General features: G+C 44.5%; 15 protein-coding genes. 10 read left to right on the top strand and 5 right to left on the bottom strand.

What is annotated here, in order from left to right; all coding sequences use genetic code 11:
* Positions 1 to 253 precede the first annotated feature (253 nt).
* The 3 genes from NRIC_RS08420 to NRIC_RS08410 are packed head-to-tail and all read left to right on the top strand — an operon-like array spanning position 254 to position 2985.
* The gene (locus tag NRIC_RS08420) at positions 254 to 1342 is read left to right on the top strand and encodes a C40 family peptidase (protein WP_146622254.1); all 1089 of its coding nucleotides are present in this window, start codon (positions 254 to 256) and stop codon (positions 1340 to 1342) included.
* Between the two features lie 18 nt (positions 1343 to 1360).
* Positions 1361 to 2254, top strand: coding sequence for a permease-like cell division protein FtsX (locus NRIC_RS08415; protein WP_146622253.1), 894 nt, complete (start codon positions 1361 to 1363; stop codon positions 2252 to 2254).
* Positions 2255 to 2271: 17 nt separating this feature from the next.
* Positions 2272 to 2985 carry a cell division ATP-binding protein FtsE gene (locus NRIC_RS08410; RefSeq protein ID WP_146622252.1) on the top strand — a complete coding sequence of 238 codons (714 nt, stop codon included), beginning with the start codon at positions 2272 to 2274 and terminating at the stop codon, positions 2983 to 2985.
* A 430-nt stretch (positions 2986 to 3415) separates the two neighbouring features.
* On the opposite strand, the gene NRIC_RS08405 is transcribed toward NRIC_RS08410, so the two are convergent.
* Complete coding sequence (locus NRIC_RS08405; RefSeq protein WP_146622251.1) at positions 3416 to 4180, bottom strand: LytR/AlgR family response regulator transcription factor; 765 nt, start codon at positions 4178 to 4180, stop codon at positions 3416 to 3418.
* An 85-nt stretch (positions 4181 to 4265) separates the two neighbouring features.
* Positions 4266 to 5759 (bottom strand): sensor histidine kinase, encoded by a 1494-nt coding sequence (locus tag NRIC_RS08400; RefSeq protein ID WP_146622250.1) that lies wholly within the window; start codon positions 5757 to 5759, stop codon positions 4266 to 4268.
* A gap of 610 nt (positions 5760 to 6369) precedes the next feature.
* Here NRIC_RS08400 and NRIC_RS08395 point away from each other — a divergent pair.
* The 5 genes from NRIC_RS08395 to NRIC_RS08375 all read left to right on the top strand — a co-directional run bounded on the left by NRIC_RS08395 (position 6370) and on the right by NRIC_RS08375 (position 15144).
* A complete protein-coding gene (locus tag NRIC_RS08395; protein WP_146622249.1) occupies positions 6370 to 9411 on the top strand; it encodes a hypothetical protein in 3042 nt (1013 codons plus the stop codon).
* A 1-nt stretch (position 9412) separates the two neighbouring features.
* Positions 9413 to 10996: a SpaH/EbpB family LPXTG-anchored major pilin gene (locus NRIC_RS08390; protein ID WP_146622248.1), complete on the top strand. Its 1584-nt coding sequence runs from the start codon at positions 9413 to 9415 to the stop codon at positions 10994 to 10996.
* A complete protein-coding gene (locus NRIC_RS08385; protein WP_146622247.1) occupies positions 10993 to 12867 on the top strand; it encodes a SpaH/EbpB family LPXTG-anchored major pilin in 1875 nt (624 codons plus the stop codon). The genes NRIC_RS08390 and NRIC_RS08385 overlap by 4 nt, the downstream gene beginning before the upstream one ends.
* Before the next feature lie 103 nt (positions 12868 to 12970).
* Positions 12971 to 14191, top strand: coding sequence for a class C sortase (locus tag NRIC_RS08380; RefSeq protein ID WP_146622246.1), 1221 nt, complete (start codon positions 12971 to 12973; stop codon positions 14189 to 14191).
* A gap of 68 nt (positions 14192 to 14259) precedes the next feature.
* Positions 14260 to 15144 (top strand): SurA N-terminal domain-containing protein, encoded by an 885-nt coding sequence (locus NRIC_RS08375; protein ID WP_146622245.1) that lies wholly within the window; start codon positions 14260 to 14262, stop codon positions 15142 to 15144.
* A gap of 1814 nt (positions 15145 to 16958) precedes the next feature.
* Here the strand turns inward: NRIC_RS08375 and NRIC_RS08370 are convergent.
* Complete coding sequence (locus NRIC_RS08370) at positions 16959 to 19412, bottom strand: hypothetical protein (protein WP_146622244.1); 2454 nt, start codon at positions 19410 to 19412, stop codon at positions 16959 to 16961.
* Here NRIC_RS08370 and NRIC_RS19845 point away from each other — a divergent pair.
* Together NRIC_RS19845 and NRIC_RS08360 are read left to right on the top strand one after the other, a co-directional pair.
* Complete coding sequence (locus tag NRIC_RS19845; protein ID WP_175580031.1) at positions 19348 to 19524, top strand: LPXTG cell wall anchor domain-containing protein; 177 nt, start codon at positions 19348 to 19350, stop codon at positions 19522 to 19524. The genes NRIC_RS08370 and NRIC_RS19845 overlap by 65 nt on opposite strands.
* A gap of 26 nt (positions 19525 to 19550) precedes the next feature.
* Positions 19551 to 19859: a DUF2089 family protein gene (locus tag NRIC_RS08360; RefSeq protein ID WP_146622243.1), complete on the top strand. Its 309-nt coding sequence runs from the start codon at positions 19551 to 19553 to the stop codon at positions 19857 to 19859.
* A gap of 48 nt (positions 19860 to 19907) precedes the next feature.
* Here NRIC_RS08360 and NRIC_RS08355 read toward each other — a convergent pair whose 3' ends face one another.
* Both NRIC_RS08355 and NRIC_RS08350 read right to left on the bottom strand, forming a co-directional pair.
* A complete protein-coding gene (locus NRIC_RS08355) occupies positions 19908 to 20435 on the bottom strand; it encodes a GNAT family N-acetyltransferase (RefSeq protein WP_146622242.1) in 528 nt (175 codons plus the stop codon).
* Positions 20436 to 20816: 381 nt separating this feature from the next.
* Entirely contained in the window at positions 20817 to 21392 is a 576-nt protein-coding gene (locus NRIC_RS08350) for a TetR/AcrR family transcriptional regulator (RefSeq protein WP_227873769.1), read from the bottom strand.
* Positions 21393 to 21436 lie beyond the last annotated feature (44 nt).

Here is a 21436-nt window from a genome sequence, read left to right as displayed (position 1 = left end):
AAAACTGGATTTTTTTGTTTTTGAAATAACTAAAACTGGATATTTTTAACATAATTTAATTTATGATAATTAAAATCCAAAAGGCATCTGTGGTACTAAAAAGAAAATGCTGTTATTTAGGAGCAAGCATAAAAATCGGTACTACTGTAAAAATAACAATGTTTATCATAGAAAAAATCAACTGAGACAAAAAAAGAAATGATTGCTGTAAAGCATGGGACTCGTTTAGTAATCAGAAAAGGAGCAACGAAGGATGCACTACCAAAAGAGAAAATGTTTTTGCAAAGTCATGCTGGTTATTGGGTTCGTCAGCCTTCTTTTCTGTGCGGCGACGGAGCCTGTTTACGCAGATCCAAAAGAGGAACAACAAACTGCCGTCGATGAGCTGAAGGGACGGATCATGAAATTAAACAATGACATCTCCACTGCAGTCGTTCGACAAAAGGAACTGGAGAGTGAGGTCGAAAAGGTCAATCAGGAGATGGAAGGAAAACAAAAGACAGTCCGTGAGGCAACGAAGAAAAAGGAGAAGCTTGAAAAGGAGATCGGTACTCGGGCACGGGCGATCCAAGTGAATGAGTCGCGGGACGGTGTCTGGTTCTTAAAGCTAGGGGAGCTGTCCAAGGCCTTGCTTACGCTTCAATCGCTGCAGGAAATTCAAATGGCGGATGAAAAAAGAGCCAAAGAATACCAGCAGTTGGTTGATCAGCTGGGGCAGCAAGAAGGCCAAGCCAAAGAAAAGCAGCAGGAAATGGAAAGCAAGCAGGAAGAACTTCGGGAAACAACGACAAATCTAGAGGTCAAGAAACATGAGCTGCAAGGAGAGTTGAGTGAGAATCAGGAACTGCTGAAAACGATCAAGGAGCAGGAACAAGAGCAGGAGGAGACGCTTAAGGAGGAACGAGAAGGCGTGGTTGAGCAGGTTACCGCGGGATTCTTTTCCAATGTGCGCCTTCCCGAAGAAGATAGTCAGGGCTCAGAATTACCAAGCGGTACAGCAAAAGAAGTTATCCTCGAGGCCGAGCAATTTATTGGTGTTCCCTATGTGTGGGGAGGAACTACACCTTCGGGATTTGACTGCAGCGGATTGATGCAGTACGTTTTTGCCCGCCATGGTATTTCTTTGCCAAGAGTCAGTCAGGCACAGCAGCAGTTTGCCAAAACCATTCCGCTTAGTCAATTACGTCCGGGAGATCTAGTGTTTTGGGGTGACCCAGCACATCATGTGGGCCTATACATCGGTGAGGGCTTTTATATCCATGCCCCGCAGCCAGGTGAAAACGTCAAAATCACCCATGAAAGCTATCATCCTTTCCAGAGTGCGGGGAGAGTAATTTTTTAGGAAGTTGAGTGGAGACAGATGCGTCGATATACGTTCAAAAAAATGTTTAGAGAAGGGCTGCAAAATATACGCAGACATCAGTTTATGTCTGCAGCAAGTCTGCTGATTATTGTGGTAACGATGACTTTTTTAAGTTTATTGCTGGCACTGAGCTTTAATATTCGTTCCTTTTCAGCTCAGCTTGAAGAAAACGTCGCGATTCATACTTTTGTTGAGGTGTCTGCGAGCAAGCAAGACATTGATTCTTTGCAAAAGGATATTCAAAAGCTGCCAAATGTTCAGTCGGTGACCTTCAAGTCAAAAAAGCAGAGTGTGAAAGAAATCATCGAACGATATGGCAGTGCCTTTGAGATGCTGCAGGGAAAAGCGAATCCTTTGTATGACAAGTTTGTAATCAAGGTCAAAAAGGAAAGAGCAATCAAGCAGACCAATCAGAAGATCGAAGCCTTAAAGCATGTAGCGGAATCAAATTACGGGGACCAAACGGCGGATGAACTCTTGCGCACGACCAAGACCCTTCGACGTTTTGGCTGGCTGCTGTTCGGTTTAGGCAGTGTGTTTACGGTGTTGATTCTGTTCATTACCTTGATGATGGGAATCAAATCCAGACAAGAAGAGATTCAGACGAGAACACTGCTGGGAGCGACTCCGTTGTATATCAGCATGCCGTTTTTAATTCAGGGAGTGTTTATGTCCTTGTTAGGGAGCTTAGCTGCTTCAGGAATCGCCTTAGCCAGCTATGCGTGGCTGACAGGACTTTGGCAAAAGGGGCTGAGGCACTTTGGCTATCACTTTGTTGAGGTTCGAGAACTGCTGCTGTTATTACCCCTTCTTACAATTGGCACCTCCCTTGTCATAGGACTGATCAGTGCTAAAATCGCGGTAAGCTCATGCATTCGCTACCCGAAATAAGGAAAGGGAATGAACAGATGATCTATTTAAATAATGTCATGAAGTACCGTTCTGAGAAGCAGTTGATCCACCAGAGCGGCAAGGAAGCACAGGTCGAATCGCAGATACTTCCTACGTTGGAAAACATTCATCTCGAGATCAAAAAAGGGGAATTTGTCTATATCACGGGACCCTCCGGCGCTGGGAAATCTACGTTGCTGAAGCTGCTTTACAAAGAACAAACTGCTGACAGCGGGGAAATTCGCGTAGGCGGCCATGACTTGAGTATGATTAAACGCCGCGAGATTCCGTATCTGCGTCGGGAGATCGGCGTTGTTTTTCAAGACTTCCGGCTGCTGCCTCAAACCAATGTGGAAGAGAACCTCATCTATGCGATGGATATCGTCGGGACTGACCCAGAGGTAATCCCTAAAAAAATTGAAGAGATTTTAGAGCTGGTCGATTTGAGCGAGAAGCGATTTGCGACCGCTTTGTCGGGCGGTGAAGCCCAGAGAGCTGCGATCGCTCGGGCCGTCATCAATCAGCCCGCGCTTTTGCTTGCGGACGAACCGACAGGCAACTTGGATCGTAAAAATGCTGTGCAAGTGATCAAACTACTGGAAGAGATCAATCAAAGCGGAACGACTGTATTGGTTACAACGCATAATGAAACCCTCATCCATCAATTCCCTCATCGTGTCATTCGGCTGGTGAACGGGCGAATCGTTCGTGAAGAAAGAATGGAAATGTAAGTAAAAATGCCAAGAAAAGAGGAGCGTAGCAGAATCGTCTTTTTTTGGCATTTTTAATGTGTTATAGATGAATGATGGTTGGCGGATTATTTAGTATATATGAGCAAAAATAAAGTGAAATAAGTAGGGGGATAGATGGATAATGTGAAATTAAAATGATAACAAAAACAAATCAATAGCAACAGAATACTGAATGATCCAGCTGCTCGACGGAATCGAAAATCGTAATTCAGAATCTTGGAGAAAAATAAGGTCGACAAGTACGCCGGGAGGAAATCATCCAGTCACAGTGAGGAAAAGGCTATGTGGTGGTTTCGGCGTTTTACTAGTATGTTTCTTAAAAAGATCACTTTCAAAAGACGAAAGAAAGTGAATAAAAAGAGTTGAACCAGCAGACTGTGTGTTGTTTGATTCAACTCTCTTTTTTATTTTAGGATAGGCTGTCCAGCACCAAATTCGATTTCAGTGCTTTCAATGCAGAACGTTTTCTGACGGAGACGGGGATGGAGCTTCCATCTTCCAAGACGACCGTGCCAAAGACTTTTGCGATGTGGGTGATGGCCTTGGTGTTGATCAGAAAGCCGCGATGGCAGCGCAGGAAATGTTCGCTGAGCTTGGTTTCTAGTTCGTTCAAGGTCTCTTGGTAGATCATGTAGTCGTTTTGCCGTGTGACCATGGTTAGGATATGGCCCTTATTGGAAGAAAAGTAGAGGATATCTTCGACTAAAAAGGTCATAATCTCATTTCCGGTGTTAAGGCGCATGGTTTGGCTTTGGCTTAGCAGGTCCAGACGCTGCTTAACGGTTCTCAAACAGGAATACAGCCGTTCGCGAATGTCCACGGAGGGGTCTTTGATGATGAAATCCAGTGCCTGCACACGGTACTGGAAGGTCAAAAAACTCAGTTCGGAACGGATAGTCACAAAGATGATGAAGCCAAAGGGATCGAAGGCACGGATTTTTTGTGCGACGATGAATCCGTTGTTTACTTCGTCACTTTCCTCTAGGTTGATATCCAAAAAATAGATGTTCCATTGATTGCTTCGGTCAATATTTCTCAACAGCGCTTCTCCAGAGCCGGTACTGTAGGCCAGCTCCAGCTCCCAATCCGAAAACAGCTGATAGTCTTTGATGGCTTGCTCCAGCTTTTCGCGTTGGGCTGGATTGTCCTCTACGATATAGATTTTAATGGCCATATGGTTCCTCCTCAAAATAGGCAATTTGGTTTATAAATGGTCAAAAGGGTCTTTTCAACGAACTAAGTTTAATCCAGCGGCCAGCTTATGCGTTAGGGGTATCTGAGTTATTTGGTTTCGCAAAAATCAGGGTTTGAAACACTTGATCGTGTTTTTGTGAAGTCCGCATCGTCAGAATACCGGAATAGCTTTGAACGATTTTTCGGACAATCGACAGGCCCAGTCCGCGGGATTCTCCTTTGGTAGAGAAACTGTCTTGCGTTAAAAGCGAGTGGATATTCTTGTGTTTGGTCGAATTTACGATCATACAAACATAAGAAGCGGGTTCATTGATAAATGCCAAACAGACTTGAGGTACCTCACTTTCTGCAGCAGCCTCAAGGGCATTGTCCAGCAGAATCCCGAAGATCCGCGACAAGTTGACGCCTGAAATACCTAACGAGGAGATTTTCGTATCGATCTCGATCGTAAACGAGATGTTTTGTTTTTTTGCGTCGACCAATTTTGTGAAAATCAAAGTCTTCAATTCAGGGATTTCCAAATTTCCAAGCTTGGAGGTCTCTAAAAAGTAATCGTAATCTGCCTCGAAGGTTTGAGTGACCGATTCAAAATAGCTTTTCAGTTCTTTTTGATCGATCGTCGGCTGATAGATATACCCTCCTAAGGAAAAGAGAATATTGCTGAAGTCATGATGGTTTTTCCGAATATCCTGGGTCATTTTTTCCAAGTTTTTTACATATTGAGTTAATTCATATTGCATTTGTTCCTGGTGGGCCAGCTGCAGCTTGGAGCGTCGATTCAGGAAAAGCAAAAAGATGAAGGCGCCTGCGGCCAGCGCATTTTGCACGATCAGGATCATGTTCACCGTGTACGTCTGATAAAGCGGTTCAATAATGAAAAAAGCCGATGGAATCAAAGACTGGATCATTGAACGTCCGATAAAGCTTTCCGATAGAAAAATCACGGAAGAGTATCCTGGGTACTTAGTGGGTTCAGTGACCGCATAGATCTGAACAAAAAATACGAACAAGTCTATCGCGATCCACAGGGTCCACATCAACACGAGCATCGTCGTGGGAGCTGCGAGGATGTGAGTTCTTAACCAGTTTAAAAATCGTCTCAGCAAAGGCAGAAATGCCAGCCAAAGAAGCAAATACCAGTTGATGATCCCAATCGAAAAAATCGGCGCCTTCGTACTCAATAAAAACATCCGAAGATACTCGAAGGAACTCACCGCTAAAAAGGCAAAACAGGTGACAGTCAGCAAGTTCGTCAGAAAAAGGCGGTCTCCTCGATTAAAGACGACGTAAAGAATCAGCATCACAGCAAATTGACAGACGATGCTGAAATTATTGTGGATCGTCAAGACCTCTTGAAAGGAGTATTGAACGATCTTCATGAAGATCCATCCCAAATTATAAGTAGCAATCATCGTCAAGCCAATTGAAAAACGAGAGATCTTTGTCGGGAAAAGATATTTTAAGATCGTCAAATAAAAAATTAAGGATGGTGTCATTTGAAAAAGGTAGGTGAGAACAAACATACCTTTTGTCATATTTTCGCTATAAAAATAAATCATTTTAATGGATCCTTTGCTTGAAATATGAATAGCCGTGACTTAAAATCCAATGGATAATTAATAATTAGTCCTCTCTAATTATATAGCAATGCGCATCAAATAAACATATAATCATTTAAAATAATTACATTTATATAAAAAAGATCAAAAAGTTGGTTTTATTCCTGTTGTTTTTTCACATAAAGTGATCAGCGTGAAAAGAAAGAGCGCCTATTCATGAAATGAAATTGGTTTTCTTTGTTTTTTTCAATGACAATTCATTTCGGATATCTTTTTGCACAGGCTACTTTAGGATGATAAAAAGAAATCTGGCAGTATCTAAAATTAGAATCAGTAAAATCAAACAGCAGCATTTAAGAAGAAATCAGTAGAATATTTAACAAATGGTTGCAGAAAAATAAAAAAAAAGTTTAAAAGAATAAAATAGTTAAATAATTAACGGGTTGTTCAACGCTTATGAGGCATAAGCGTTGTTTTTTTCGTTAATTCCAACGTTTAAATTCAAATAATTGCTATTCATGAAGAATTTTAAAGTTCATTAATTTATTATTCTATACTGTTTTTGAAATTAAAATCATTACAATCTTTAGTGTTTAAAGGGGAGGTAGATGTGAAAAAGCAACGAATAAAAGTTCTTTCCATGGTGATACTATTACTCAGCACTTTTATAGTAGGAATCTTTGGCGTCCATCCGAAAAAAGCGTTGGCAGCTGATTGGACTTCTGAAATAAATATTACTGATTATATTGTTGAAAAAAGACCAGGTGGAGGAACGAGCGTTGAGACGGGTCAGCAAATTTACATTCGAATGGATTTTGAGCTTGACCCATTGCCTGAGGGGGCTCAGGTGGGCGACACGTTTGAGATCACGGTTCCCAATGATTGGAATTTTGATTATTTCAATACTTCAGGGTACCTACCTAAAGGAGAAAGCGATGATCCAATGCTGGCATACAAGATAGAGGGTGGCAAAGTCATCTTCACGCTTTGCGAGCGGGCGATCGAGCAAGACCGCTTGTATGACGGCTACCTTGAAATGTGGGCAGTCGCACGAAAAGAAGGTACAGGAATCGATGGTGGCGGAAATGGAAAAGGACCAGAACTAGAAGTTACACCTGGACCAGATCCCACCCAGTATCCTCCAGAGGATCGTCCGTTCCCAGATGAATCGAAATATCTGAACAAAAAAGGCAAACCTCTTAATGGAGAGAATGCGATCCATTGGTCTTCATTGGTCAACTATTTGGATTATGGGCAGGTCTTCGATAATTACACCCAAGATCAAGGCACGACCAAGATTCTCGATAAACAAAAAGGACTTCTGGTCGATCATTTGGTCCCCGGCACGCATTTCAGAGAAAACTCCTTAAGCGTGACCGTTCCTACTTATATTATCACGACAGATGCTGTAGGTTCACGCATGGGGGATCGACAGATCGGTGAGAATATCGAAGGGGTGCCTCAGAAAATCAATTTCTCCAATTTCGAGATTGAAAAAGAGGGGGGAACCAACGGGAATCCTTCTTCTTTTACCAAGCTGGATCAAGGAGCAATGACTTATGATGAGTTCCAAGATTATGTGCAAGAGTATCCCGATAATAACGGGCAGCAAAGAGCCTACGGGGTTTATACCCACGCGGACGGAACAGAGACGGTGCTTATTGCATTTGGAACGTTGCCAGGCTCGACGCATTATTACGATGATCTAAAACGAGACTATGTTGATTTTCCAAATGCAGATATCCATCAAGCCATTGATGAAGACGATTCATTGACTGATGTTCAAAAAGCACAGCTGCATGATATCTATGGAAAAAGTGACGCTAGTCCGACAAACGGTGCGATCTCGGCTTATACAGTCGGGTTTACGGTCGACATCGATGTCCCAGAATATGGGTCCGGTCTCTATGAAAATGACATTGATTTCTTATACAACGAGAATGAATCTGAACACGCAGAAACAGAGACGGAAATTGAAGTCATCTGGGGAGACGTGGATGGCGATTTCCTAAAGGCGTATAAAGAAGTCTCTGGAGATGAAGGAACCGAGCTAGCAGAAAGCAAGGTTTTTGAGTTTACGATCTCTGACCGCTACGGCAATATCATCGCGTATGGAAAAACTGTGCAGGAGGTCACTCAAAAAGGGGTCGAGGTGGAGATCAAATTTTATCGCGATGCCGCATACACGATACCGATTGAGAATGTGAATAAGGATGATCCAAACCATTGGAGCCAATTTATGGTCGATGGGCGCTGGTACTACATCAACGAAGTAGGTGCTGACGGCTATGAGGTCCATATTCAAGATACCAATGGCAAGGTGACCAACCAGTTTAAATACAACAGCAGACAAGATCATCGCTGGCGGTTCTTCATCATCAACAAGGAGCCGATCAAACTCGAAGCAGAGAAAAAGATTTTGGGGATCGGTGATCTGCTGGAAGACAAGATGTTCGAATTTGAACTGAGAGATACTCGCGACCAGTCAGTGGCTGCCTATGGCAAGACAGAGATCACCACGACCGATGGAAAAAACACAGGGAAAAAGATCACCTTTTATCGGGATGCTGCGTATACGACAGAGATCACCAATTGGAAGAAAATGGAGATCAATGGACAAGAGACAGTCATTCTCGAAGACGGGGTGACCTATGAGCTGGTCGAGGTAGATAATCAAGGCTATGAAGTGACTTATTACAACGGCAAAGACAGCGCTGGTGAGCTGACGGAAGGAAATACCTATACCGCAGATTACGAAAATGGCGGCAAAATCGAATTTGTCGTAACCAATAAGGATACCTTCGATTTTGGCGCCAACAAGAAAGTAGAAGGAACCGGTGCTATGGCGTCCGGCAAAACCTATGAATTTGAATTAAAAGATTTGACGGCCAGCAGCGAACCAACGGTGGCTTATGGAAAAGTTACCATCAATCAAAAAGGCCAGCAGCAAGCTATTTCCTTCTTCACGACTGCTGACTACGATCCGGCCAATGCGATCACTGATTTTTCAACTGTGTTGGAGGAAGGCCATACCTACCGATTGGTGGAAACAGAGACCCAGCATTACCATCCTGTGTATTCAGGAGGAACTGGGACCAATCATAACGAGTTTGAAGTCGTGTATAACGATGCGACGAAGAATATCACCCTGCAGACAGAAAATCAGGACACCTTCAATTTCAAAGGATACAAGAAGGTGACGGGAGATGGGGTATTTGAAGGAGAGACCTTTACTTTCCATCTGCTGGACAGCAATGACCAGATCATTGCCTACGGAAAAGCAGAAGTTACTGCCAAGGATACCGAAATTGAGATTGATTTTTACACAGATTTATCGGATGCATCCACGAAAATCACCGATTGGACAGATCTTCTGACCGACGGGGAAACGTATCATCTGAAAGAAGTCAATGATTCCGGATATGCGATTACCTATAAGAACCAAGCGGGCGAAGAAACCAATCAATTTACCGCACAGTTCAATACAGGCAATACGCTGTCGATCCATGTGAACAACCAGCGTGGAAAAGTGCCTCTGCCTGAGACCGGCGGTGAGGGACTGCGTCAACAGATTATTTTGGCTAGCTGCATCATCGTGCTGGTCTTGCTGAGCGCAGGCTTCATTGAATACTGCAGAAAGGCAGGTGTTTAAAATGAAACGGTTGACTCTTTTCATTTCCTGCTTAACGGTCGTTCTCCTAGCAGCAAGCACTTTCTTGTTTTTAGGACAAACCGCACAGGCGGTTGAAACACAAACGGTTTATCTGCACAAGGAAGTCACCAAGAATGCGGAGGTCACCACCGATCAGACGATGTTGACTGAAAAGCAGGGGATCAATGGTGCAGAATTTACAGTGGTCGATATTACCAACTATCTAAGAAATTCGACGGCTTCACTAGCAGATGCAATGGAGACCGTCAAGAAAGTGACTAAGGCAGATATTGCGGGCGTTGCGCTTGGACAATCGCTTTCTGCTTACCCGGGAATGCAGGTTGTCGGCAAGGGAATGACGGGACGAAAAGCAGTCCCGAATGATGAAGGCAAGATGGTCGAGACCGATGGAGTGTTTCAAACCAGCCTAGCGAAAAAGTCCGGCACCTATGATGCCAGCTACTTATTTGTAGAAACGGGATCTGTTCCGCATGCAGGGGCCAGCGACAATGTGATCATGCATTTTCCGGTTTTGAACGAAGCGACCAAAGAAGAGGAAGAGCATGTGCATGTCTACTCAAAAAACGATATCGTCATGGAGCTGCCTGACATTCATAAGGAGCTGTCAGAAAAGCATCAGGACTTCGCTTATGGAGAAGTGATCCAGTACAAAGCCGTTTTGACAATCCCTACGATGATTGGAAGCTACCAATACTTTCGCGTAGAAGATCTGCCAGACAAGCAATTGACGGCAGAGCTTGATTCAATCGTACTCACAGATAATCAAGGGAACCTGATAGCTCCTGCGATCTATCAGGTCTCAGCGAAGGACAATGGCTTTGTGATCGAGTTTCAACCTGCTCAACTGGCAATCTATCAAGGCACAGAGCTGACTCTTACCTATCATTTGAAGTTAGCAGAAGGTTCTGAACCAGATGCGGCGTTTTACAATACGATCCGGCTGCACTATCATGATTCGACAGATGAGCAGCAGGAGGAAAGCCGCTCGAAAGAAGTCTATACAGGCGGGTACCGATTTATCAAGGTCGATGCCGATCAGCAGGAAAAAACGCTGAATGGCGCTGCTTTTGTGATTCGAAACAGCAAAGAGCAGTACTTGACCAACCGCTTTACCTGGAAGGAAACGACCGATTCGCTGAATGATCAGGAATTGTTCCGAATAACCTCTAATCAAGAAGGCGCCTTCGAAGTCAGAGGACTGGCTTATGGGACGTACTACTTGGAGGAAGTCGTTGCACCTAACGGCTACCGCCGATTGAGCGATCCTGTTGAATTCAAGGTAGAAAAGAATACCTATTCTGCTGGAACACAGGCAGAAGGAATCTTGAAGGTCGTGAACAGCAAGCTTCCGGATACCGGGACTTCTGTCGATCCACCCCGAAGAGGCGGTACTAATGCGACAACAGTCACAAACAGAATGTCCAAAAGCTTGCCTCAAACGGGAGAAAAATTAGGGACTGCCGGAGTAGCAGCAGGAACACTGATCATCGCATTTGTTCTTGGTCTATTCTGGTTTAAGAAAAAGCAACAAATCAATGAAAATGGAGGAAACAAAAAAAAATGAAAAAGAAATTACTATCCATACTAACAGCATTAGTGGTACTATTGCCCTTTGCTCTAGGGTTAGGGTCCACCTTGACAGCCGAGGCTGCTGGAACAGTTGATATCACACTGCACAAGAAACGGTTTGATACCGCACAAACAGCGATCCAAAATACCGGGGAAGTCATGAATGAATTTGCTTCAGCAGACGGCTTCGGCGGGGTTGAATTTAAAATCTACAATGTGACAGATGATTTTTATACCTTATTAAATACGACTCATCCAACGGCTTCACCCGCACGTAAATACACGATGGATGAAGCATTGACGGAAGTAAAATCAGCAAATTATACAGCAGAAACACCAGTGGACACTGGAACGACTGCAACAACAGGTTCTGTAGGGGATTTGACCTTCAGCGCATTGCCAGATAAGACCAACGGGAAAAATTCTGTCTACGTTATCGTGGAAACAGCAATGGCTGGGGTAACGAAAGCAGACAATATGGTCGTGGCTTTGCCATTGAAAGGTTCTGACGGCACGACAGATTTAACGACGATTCATTTGTATCCGAAAAACATCGTTGAAACTGCCGGTGTGAATGTAGAAAAATTGTCTAACTTGACAGATGAAGATGGTGATCCAATTCCCTTGGAAGACGTGGAATTCGTCATCCACAGAAAAGGATTGTACAATGCTGCAGGTACTGAATACTTAAGTGGATTTGATGGTTCTGACACACCTACTTGGTCAACCAATCTATCGGATGCTCATAAATTCTCAACAGATGGCGATGGTAAATTCTCAGAAGATCGTTTGCTATATGGTACGTACTATTTAACAGAGGTTACTGTTAAACCAGGCTACGTGATCCAAAACGGTGCGATCGATCAGCAATTTACATTAGATGCAACCAATACGACAAAGAATTTTACCGGCAACGATGCGATTTTAAATGATGATGTCGACGTGAAGAAAACCAATACCGGTGGTTCAGTCAACGTCGGCGATAAGATCGACTATCGAGTAGAAACAGTGATTCCTACCGGGATCAGAGACCTGATCGATTCAGATGGCGATGGTGTAAATGACGCTCCACGTTATGTTAAATATGAAATCACTGATACGCACGGTGCTCATTTAGAACTAGATGATACTACATTGTCATTAACAGACGGTACGACGACCTTTGCTTCACCAACGCATTATACATTGGATCAAACAACTACGGGTGTATTCAAAGTCAGCTTTACAGCTGCCGGAATCGCCTTGTTGGAACCAAATGCAACATTGGTGATGACATACAAAATGGAACTATTACAAACCATCGCACCAGGTGATGAAGTGAACAACACGGCAAAAGTTGATACAGGTCACGATACAGATGAAGGTTCAGGTAGCGAAGTATACACTGGCGGATACAACTTTGTAAAAGTCGATGGATCAAACGATGGAGAAGCATTAGAAGGCGCAAAATTTGTTGTTCGCGACGCGGATGACGCTTCAGCAAAATACTTGAAGATCGGTACAGACGGCGAAGTATCTTGGGTAACGAATGAAGCAGATGCTACGAAATATGAATCAGATACTTCTGGATATGTGACCATCAAAGGGCTTAAGGACGGCACTTACTACCTAGAGGAAGTAGAAACACCAACTGACAAATATGTATTGCTGACGGACCGTGTGGAATTCGAAGTTACACAAGGCTCATTCGACAGTACAGACCCATTAGCGGCAACTCCTGGAACACCTGAAGAAGTAGTCAATAAACAAAAAGGCAGCTTGCCATCAACTGGTGGAGCGGGCGTTTATATCATGATGGCACTAGGTGTAGCAGTGATCGCGATCGTTGGCGCAGCATATATGCGTTCACAACGTAAAGAAGCATAAATAACTCGAAGCGCATGCTTCAATAAGACAGTAACGAAGGACTGCAAGCATGCAAGACTTGTTACTGTCTTTTTCAATCAATCGATGACGGGGGAGCACGACGATGACAAAGCTAAAGAAAAAGGGAGAAAAGAAATCAAATGCGGTCGCAGTGATGCTGCAGCGGATTGTGATGCTGATTTTTCTGATGTTTGGGCTTACGCTGCTGCTCTACCCGATCTTAAGTCAAAGCATTAATGATTACTTGGATCAAAAAATCGTTCAAAGCTACCAGAAAGAAGCTTCGAAAAAGAACAAAGCCGAAATCGCACGCATCCAAAAAGAAATGGATGAGCGAAACGAAAAGGCCAAGAAGGAAAAGAATCCCGGATCAGATGGTGAGCCTTTTTCTGAAGCCCGTCGCAACAAAGAAAAGAAGGTCAAGCCGACGCCTTCGTACATCGAACAGCATACCGCCGGCACCGTGGTGATCCCTAAGATCGATGTCAAGCTGCCGATCTTTGATGTCACCAACGAATTCTTTCTGTCAAAGGGAGCGGCCATCCTAGAAAGCACCTCTTCATTGAAGGGCGGTCCAGGGTCGCATTCGGTGATCTCTTCCCACCGCGGGTTAAGAGAAGCCAAGCTGTTTACCGATCTGCCCAAGCTGGAGTCAAAGGATCTTTTTTTTATTGAAGTATTGGATGAGACCCATGCGTATGAAGTCGATCAGGTCAAAGTGATCGAACCAACGGAAACCAGAGATCTGCTGATTGCAGAAGGAATGGATTATGTGACCTTATTGACCTGTACGCCTTACGGAGTTAATTCCCATCGCTTGCTGGTCCGCGGACATCGAGTTCCTTATACGAAAAAAATTGCCAAAGAAAAAGCAGCAGTTGATAACCGTAAACAATGGAAGCAGCTCGGTGTACTGATCGCCGCGATTATCGGTAGCTTGCTCTTGTTAGGATTATTTTGCTACATCATTCGATTAGGCATGATCGGTTTAAGAAAGTATCAGTTGATTTTTTATCTCATCGACCAGCAGACCAAGGTGCCGATCACCGGGCAAAAGATTCAAATGACTGGAAAAAAGGGCAAGAATCCAGTTCTAGTTGAGGGACAGCCAGTGATCGAAACGACTGACGAAGAAGGAAAAGTCGAGTTTCCGGCAGTCTTTGGCAAAACTTATGGCATCAAGCTGGAAGGCCAACCGAAGATTTTTGCTCGAACCAAGGTGAAGAAAATCAAGGGTCATACATTTTCGTTGAAACCGCGGTCGAAGCAATACACCATCCAACAAACGGATCGTTTACTGGTCTTAACAGCAACCAAAGGATAAATGCTTCGCAGCAATCTCGGATTCAGTAGAGTTCGGGTTTGTGTAGCTTTTCTAAGGAGAAAGACTTCATGAAGCAACGAGTAATGAACATTAAAAACAACGCATTTCAACACAAAAAAATCATCATTCCAGTAGTGGTCCTGCTGCTGTGTTTGGCAGGATTCCTTTGGTGGAACAACCAATGGGTGATGAGAGTCAACGGACAAAAAATCTCCAAGGAGGAATATGTCTTTTATCAAAAGGTCTATCCTCAGCTGGAGAAAAAGGAACTGCAAGAGCAGATCGTCGAAGACAAAGTGCAATTGGAGCAAGCCAAAAAAGCAGGCTTCGAAGTCGTTGACAGCTATCAAGCAGTGGTCAAGCAAATGGAAAAGACCAATCAGAAGAATCAGAAAAAAATCAAAAAGAAACAAGTCGTCTATGGTTTGCGCGAGTACGATGAAGCGACTTACTATGCCTATACCCTCAGCAACAGCATCAGCGATCTCAAAAAAAGCTGCCAGCAGGAAGTCACCGATAAAGATGTCAAAACATTTTACAAAGACTATCCTGAAGCCTTTCGCGAAGTTGAGAACAAAGAATTGTATCGTGTATGCGGCGATGAGAAACAGTTAAAGGAATTGATTGCTGTCAAAGGAACGACTGATCAGTTGGAGGGGGACAAAGGAATTAAGCTGGAAAAGGTTCAGTTAAAAGAAAGTACGATGCGTGATTGGCTCAAATATTACGACGAAGAGATTCAAGAGATCGTGCAATTAAAAGCACAGACCTGGAGCTCGGTTTACGGCGAAGGCAAAAACGCACGCAGCTATTACTGCATCAGTACCAACAAAGGACCGATCCAACCATTGGAAGCGGTCTCTGAAACGATTCGCATCCAACTGGAAAAAGAGAATTACCAAAAACATTTGGAAAAGTGGGTAGACGCCGCAAAAGTAGAACATAGACAATAGGAGGTACCAATGAAAAGAAAACAGCTAGTGTCAGTCGTTGGGGTACTGACACTGATCATTCCTTTGCTAGTTGGTCTCTTTCCGCAAGAGGCAGAGGCAGCCGGAACCGTTTATTATGTAGATGCTGCCGAAGGAAACGATACGAATACAGGAACTTCTCCCGATGACGCATGGGCAACCTTGGACAAGGTCGAAGCAACCATGTTTGAACCCGGAGATACGATCCGACTTCATGAAGACAGTGTCTTCAACGATACCCTGTTTTTAGAAGGCAAGGTCAATGGGGAAGGAACAGCAGAAGCACCGATCACGTTGGAGAGCTATGGATCGACAGGTGGGAAAGCACAAATCAATGGGCAAGGTGGAGAATTTATCGAGCCGATGCAATCCATGAATAAAGAAATTTATTCCGCGGTCACACTTTACAATGCCAGCGGTTGGACCATGAGAAATTTTGCCGTGACTAACATTCACCCCGATGAAAGCCAGCGAGCTGATCAGCTTTGGAAATTAGTTGGTAGTCCGAAATCCAAAGAAGGACGTGTCGGAGTTTATATTCTAGCTAAGGACAACGGTCTGACTCAAAACATCCACTTGGATGATCTGCAAGTGACGGATGTGGATGGACATATTCATTCGAAGGATTTCGGCAATGGCGGGATCTTTTTCACCGTAGGCGGCAAGCCGGACTTGAATAATGTCACGCGTTTCGACACTATTTCAGTCACCAACAGTTATGTAGCGAATACCAGAAGAACTGGGATTTCTGTTGGATGCACCGCATTTGAAGGGACGATCACCGACGAGCGTGTTGCAGACAAGATCGATCCTGTGCAAAGTCAGACCTATGGGCACACTAATGTATTGATTGAAAACAACTATGTCAAGGATTCTGGCGGCGATTCGATCGTTCCGCAAAATTGCTATTTACCGATGATCCAATACAATGTCTCTGACAGTGCCAGTCAAACACATGCCAGAGCCGATGGCGATCTGTTCAGAAATCCTAGTCCAGAGTTTAAACCCTATTATTGGCAGGTAAACGCTGGAATCTGGCCATGGTTGTGTTATTATCCGACCTTTCAATTCAATGAGGCGTTTGATACCGCTGATAATTACGATGGCGAAGGCTTTGATTGCGACTCAGGCACAGGCACGCTTTATCAGTACAACTACAGCCACGGGAATCAAGGCGGTTTTATGCTCCTGTGCGACGCGAAGAACTTCAACAGTGTCATTCGCTACAACATCAGTGAAAATGACCGTAAGCACTTGTTCCTGGCAGCCAATAGCTTAGATCCTAAATGGACGACGGATATCAGCGAAGAAGATGTCGGGCAGGTGTATAACAATACCTTTTATACCGGATCGGGAACCAATACAGATATTATCAGTCGACAAAGTCCGGGCCAACTTCGAGTGAAAAACAACATTTTTTACAATGAAGGCGGAAAAATCACTCCACATTGGCAGGTCGGACAATTGGACAAAGGGGAACCAGATAGACAAGAACATCCGGCAACAGTACAGTTTGATAACAATGTCTATTACGGCTATACCAACCTTCCAAGCAACGAGCAAAACCCGGTCATTGTAAAAAGTCCAGATATCGAATACGACGGTACTTACAATGTGACAGGACCAGAAGGCGACCATGAACGAGCAGTAAAAGAAGACGAGTTGATCGAAGGTCAACTCCTCCAAGCACCAGGAACTGGAGGCGTCGGCATGAATTCTGTCAGCGGATATCAGTTGACAGAAAATTCTCCTGCCATCGATGCCGGAACAGAAATTCCTGACAACGGCGGTCGAGACTACTTTGGAAATGCGTTAACAGATGGAAAGACCGATATAGGGGCACATGAAGCTGATACTAAAGGCACAGGCGGCAGCTCTAGCAGTAGTTCGTCATCGAGTACCCAACCAAGCAGTAGCGACAGCAGTTCATCGAGTACGAAACCAAGCAGTACAGATAGCAGCAGTTCATCGAGCACGAAACCAAGTAGCACGGACAGCAGTAGCTCATCCAGCACCAAACCAAGTAGTACGGATAGCAGCAGTTCATCGAGCACGAAACCAAGTAGCACGGACAGCAGTAGCTCATCGAGTACGAAACCAAGTAGTACAGATAGCAGCAGTTCATCCAGCACGAAACCAAGCAGCACGGACAGCAGCAGCTCATCAAGTACGAAACCAAGCAGTACAGATAGCAGCAGCTCGTCTAGTACGAAACCAAGTAGCACAGATAGCAGCAGCTCATCGAGTACCAAACCAAGTAGTAGCGACAGTAGCAGCTCGTCTAGTACGAAACCAAGTAGCACAGATAGCAGCAGCTCATCGAGTACGAAACCAAGCAGTACGGATAGCAGCAGTTCATCCAGCACGAAACCAAGCAGTACGGATAGCAGCTCGTCTAGTACGAAACCAAGTAGCACGGACAGTAGCAGCTCATCCAGCACCAAACCAAGCAGTACGGATAGCAGTAGTTCATCGAGCACGAAACCAAGTAGTACAGATAGCAGCAGTTCATCCAGCACAAAACCAAGTAGCACGGACAGCAGCTCATCCAGCACGAAACCAAGTAGCACGGACAGCAGCTCATCTAGCACGAAGCCAAGTAGCACGGACAGCAGCTCATCGAGTACGAAACCAAGTAGTACGGATAGTAGCAGCTCATCTAGCACGAAACCAAGCAGTACGGATAGCAGCAGTTCATCGAGTACGAAACCAAGCAGCACGGACAGCAGTTCATCAAGTACGAAACCAAGTAGCACGGACAGTAGCAGCTCATCCAGCACCAAACCAAGCAGTACGGATAGCAGTAGTTCATCTAGCACGAAACCAAGTAGTACAGATAGCAGCAGTTCATCCAGCACAAAACCAAGTAGCACGGACAGCAGCTCATCTAGCACGAAGCCAAGTAGCACGGACAGCAGCTCATCGAGTACGAAACCAAGTAGTACGGATAGTAGCAGCTCGTCTAGTACGAAACCAAGTAGCACGGACAGTAGCAGCTCATCCAGCACCAAACCAAGCAGTACGGATAGCAGTAGTTCATCTAGCACGAAACCAAGTAGTACAGATAGCAGCAGTTCATCCAGCACAAAACCAAGTAGCACGGACAGCAGCTCATCTAGCACGAAACCAAGCAGTACAGACAGTAGTAGCTCGTCTAGTACCAAACCAAGTAGCACGGACAGTAGCTCATCTAGCACGAAACCAAGCAGTACGGATAGCAGCAGTTCATCGAGTACCAAACCAAGTAGTAGCGACAGCAGCTCATCGAGTACGAAACCAAGCAGTACAGATAGTAGCAGCTCATCAAGTACGAAACCAAGCAGTACAGATAGCAGCAGTTCATCGAGTACCAAACCAAGCAGCACGGACAGCAGCTCATCCAGCACGAAACCAAGTAGTACGGATAGCAGCAGTTCATCCAGCACAAAACCAAGTAGCACGGACAGCAGCTCATCTAGCACGAAACCAAGCAGTACAGACAGTAGTAGCTCGTCTAGTACCAAACCAAGTAGCACGGACAGTAGCTCATCTAGCACGAAACCAAGCAGTACGGATAGCAGCAGTTCATCGAGTACCAAACCAAGTAGTAGCGACAGCAGCTCATCGAGTACGAAACCAAGCAGTACAGATAGTAGCAGCTCATCAAGTACGAAACCAAGCAGTACAGATAGCAGCAGTTCATCAAGTACGAAACCAAGCAGTACGGACAGTAGCAGCTCATCAAGTACCAAACCAAGTAGTACAGACAGTAGCAGCTCATCCAGCACGAAACCAAGTAGCACGGACAGTAGCAGCTCGTCTAGTACGAAACCAAGTAGCACGGACAGCAGCTCGTCGAGCACGAAACCAAGTAGTACGGATAGCAGCAGTTCATCGAGTACGAAACCAAGTAGTACGGACAGTAGCAGCTCATCGAGTACCAAACCAAGCAGCACGGACAGCAGCTCATCCAGCACGAAACCAAGTAGTACAGACAATAGCAGTTCATCTAGCACGAAACCAAGTAGTACAGATAGCAGCAGTTCATCGAGTACAAAACCAAGTAGCACGGATAGCAGTAGCTCATCAAGTACGAAACCAAGTAGTACAGACAGCAGCACCAAAGACTCCTCTAAAACCAATGTTGCTGGAGGAAATGGCAACAAAGGGAATGGAAATCTAGGTGGGAATGTAAACAACGGAATAGTGAATAACGACAGATCCAACGGTTCTGGAAGAACGTCTGTCGACAATGCGACTGCTTCAAGCAAAAAAGAATTACCAAGAACCGGGAGTGAAACCAACCACTTGTTTATTCTGATCGGAGTGATCTTGCTGTTGAGTAGTTTGTCATTACTCCAAAAAGCTAAAGCACACAAATAGTACGAAACGTAGAGAAGAGGTGAAGTATGAATAGAGAAAAGGTACCACGCTGGTTTTTAGATTTAAGTGACGAAGAAGTTGATTTTGTTAAGTATTTTCTGCTTTCCTCTGGTTCGATCAAAGAGCTTGCAGGAACGTATTCGACCAGCTACCCTACGATACGTAAACGAATTGACAAGCTGATCCAAAAAATTCAAATCAGCGATCGAAAAGACAACGATACCGTTGTAAAATTGATCAACCAATTAGAAGAAGAAGGCAAGATCGATCAGGAAATTGCTAAAACAGTTGTTTTAGAATACAGTCGATCACTCAACTCTCTAATCGTTGAATAACAGAAGGAATGAAAAAGAAGCAGTTAGCCAAACTGCTTCTTTTTCATTTTATTCAAACACCTTCAGTTCATTCTCAAGCAAGCCGTAAACGAAAGTGTCCTGCCAAATGGGCAGCCCCTCTTCTGTACTGTTGAAAAAAATATTGCTCCTTAAACGTCCTTCTTGCGTGAAACCAAGGCGTTCTAGTAATCTCCAGGATGCCGAATTTTCTGGGTTGCATTGGGCATAGATTCGATGAACCCCTTTCTCTGAGAAAAACAGAGACAACAGGTTCCACAAGGCTTCTGTCGCATACCCTTTGTGTTGGTAAGCATAGTTGAAGACATAGCCGACCTCCATACTGAATTGCTCTCTTTCTGCAAGGTAGATCGTCCCAATCACTTTGCCAGTATCAGTAAGGCAAACTGCCCAAAAATCAGGGGACTGCGCATAAAGATGAACACGCTCCTTGCATTGTTCTCTTGTTTGCGGCGGATAGGGTTCATATTTTACGACCCGTTCATCGGACAGATAGTCAAATAAATCGGCATCGTCCTGTTCGATAAAACGGCGAAGCAGTAAGCGTTTCGTTTTCATGAGTGCACCTTCTTTTCTCTGTTGATGGTGAGGATAATTCCTTTATATCTGAGAGGTGGTGTAAAAAAAGATTTTTGCAAGGAGTCGTTATGGATACTTACTCTACAAAAGGAATTAGGTATCGACGCAGTTTCTTTTACAAATGGGCAATACCCAGTTGGCTAAACCAGTGAAATCGGATTTGCCGAATTTGGGTGATATTCATGCAATCATAGGTTTGGATGTTCTAAGCAGTTTGTCTCGACCATTGATTTCCCTAACGCTACCCTTGAAGTATTTCCGCATACCGATGCAAAGGGGCGAACAAAGGAAATGCTCTTTAAGTAAATAGCAAGGACGAGTTGACGACCCGTTGATTAAGAAGCAGGTCGACAGTTTGTCTTAGGTTGCCTTAAAGCCATCTACCAGCCGACGAATAGTAGCCAGCAAATCAGTCGGATCTTGAATAGAATAATTCAGGGCTAATTCGTTGAGCGCACCAGAGAGCGCGATAGCCATCAGTGTAGTGTCGACGTCCTCTGCCAAGCAGCCTTTTTGCTGCAGCAGATCGATGTGGGATTTCAGAACCGACTGGGAATTTTCCTGATCGACTCTTCGCCAAGCTTCCCAGCCGACCACTCCCGGCGCATCGACAAGCAAAATTCTGCGGCATTCGTCTTTATTGGCTGCTTTGATAAAGCCCCAAGAGCCGAGAATCAGCTGTTCCCACAGATCTTCGCTGGTGATCGCTTCTTCTTCGATCATAGCAGCCACATCCTGCTGCACAAGCTCCAACACAGCTAGAAATAGGCCCAGCTTATTTTTGAAATGATGGTAAACTGCGCCCCGAGTCACGTGGGCTTCTTCAGCAATCTTTTCTAATGATGCGTCGTGATAGCCTTCCTGCGTGAAGTGCTCTCTAGCGACCTTCAATAAAGCGGTCATCGTCTTGCGCTTTGCGTCTTCTTTTTTGATCATTTGCTGGGCTCTCCTGTGTAGTTATTTAGAAACTCATCAATACT

The sequence above is a fragment of the Enterococcus florum genome (assembly GCF_004309355.1).
Lineage (GTDB): Bacteria > Bacillota > Bacilli > Lactobacillales > Enterococcaceae > Enterococcus_A > Enterococcus_A florum.
Note: the sequence above shows the minus strand (reverse complement) of the source record. Positions and strands in the feature narration are given on the sequence as shown.

Excerpts from the sequence above, each read along its gene's own strand:
- NRIC_RS08405 (WP_146622251.1), bottom strand. The coding sequence starts at position 4,180 with ATGGCCATTAAAATCTATATCGTAGAGGACAATCCAGCCCAACGCGAA.
- NRIC_RS08420 (WP_146622254.1), top strand. The coding sequence starts at position 254 with ATGCACTACCAAAAGAGAAAATGTTTTTGCAAAGTCATGCTGGTTATT.
- NRIC_RS08400 (WP_146622250.1), bottom strand. The coding sequence starts at position 5,759 with ATGATTTATTTTTATAGCGAAAATATGACAAAAGGTATGTTTGTTCTC.
- NRIC_RS08355 (WP_146622242.1), bottom strand. The coding sequence starts at position 20,435 with ATGAAAACGAAACGCTTACTGCTTCGCCGTTTTATCGAACAGGACGAT.
- NRIC_RS08390 (WP_146622248.1), top strand. The coding sequence starts at position 9,413 with ATGAAACGGTTGACTCTTTTCATTTCCTGCTTAACGGTCGTTCTCCTA.
- NRIC_RS08415 (WP_146622253.1), top strand. The coding sequence starts at position 1,361 with ATGCGTCGATATACGTTCAAAAAAATGTTTAGAGAAGGGCTGCAAAAT.
- NRIC_RS08350 (WP_227873769.1), bottom strand. The coding sequence starts at position 21,392 with ATGATCAAAAAAGAAGACGCAAAGCGCAAGACGATGACCGCTTTATTG.
- NRIC_RS08375 (WP_146622245.1), top strand. The coding sequence starts at position 14,260 with ATGAAGCAACGAGTAATGAACATTAAAAACAACGCATTTCAACACAAA.
- NRIC_RS08380 (WP_146622246.1), top strand. The coding sequence starts at position 12,971 with ATGACAAAGCTAAAGAAAAAGGGAGAAAAGAAATCAAATGCGGTCGCA.
- NRIC_RS08385 (WP_146622247.1), top strand. The coding sequence starts at position 10,993 with ATGAAAAAGAAATTACTATCCATACTAACAGCATTAGTGGTACTATTG.
- NRIC_RS08360 (WP_146622243.1), top strand. The coding sequence starts at position 19,551 with ATGAATAGAGAAAAGGTACCACGCTGGTTTTTAGATTTAAGTGACGAA.
- NRIC_RS08410 (WP_146622252.1), top strand. The coding sequence starts at position 2,272 with ATGATCTATTTAAATAATGTCATGAAGTACCGTTCTGAGAAGCAGTTG.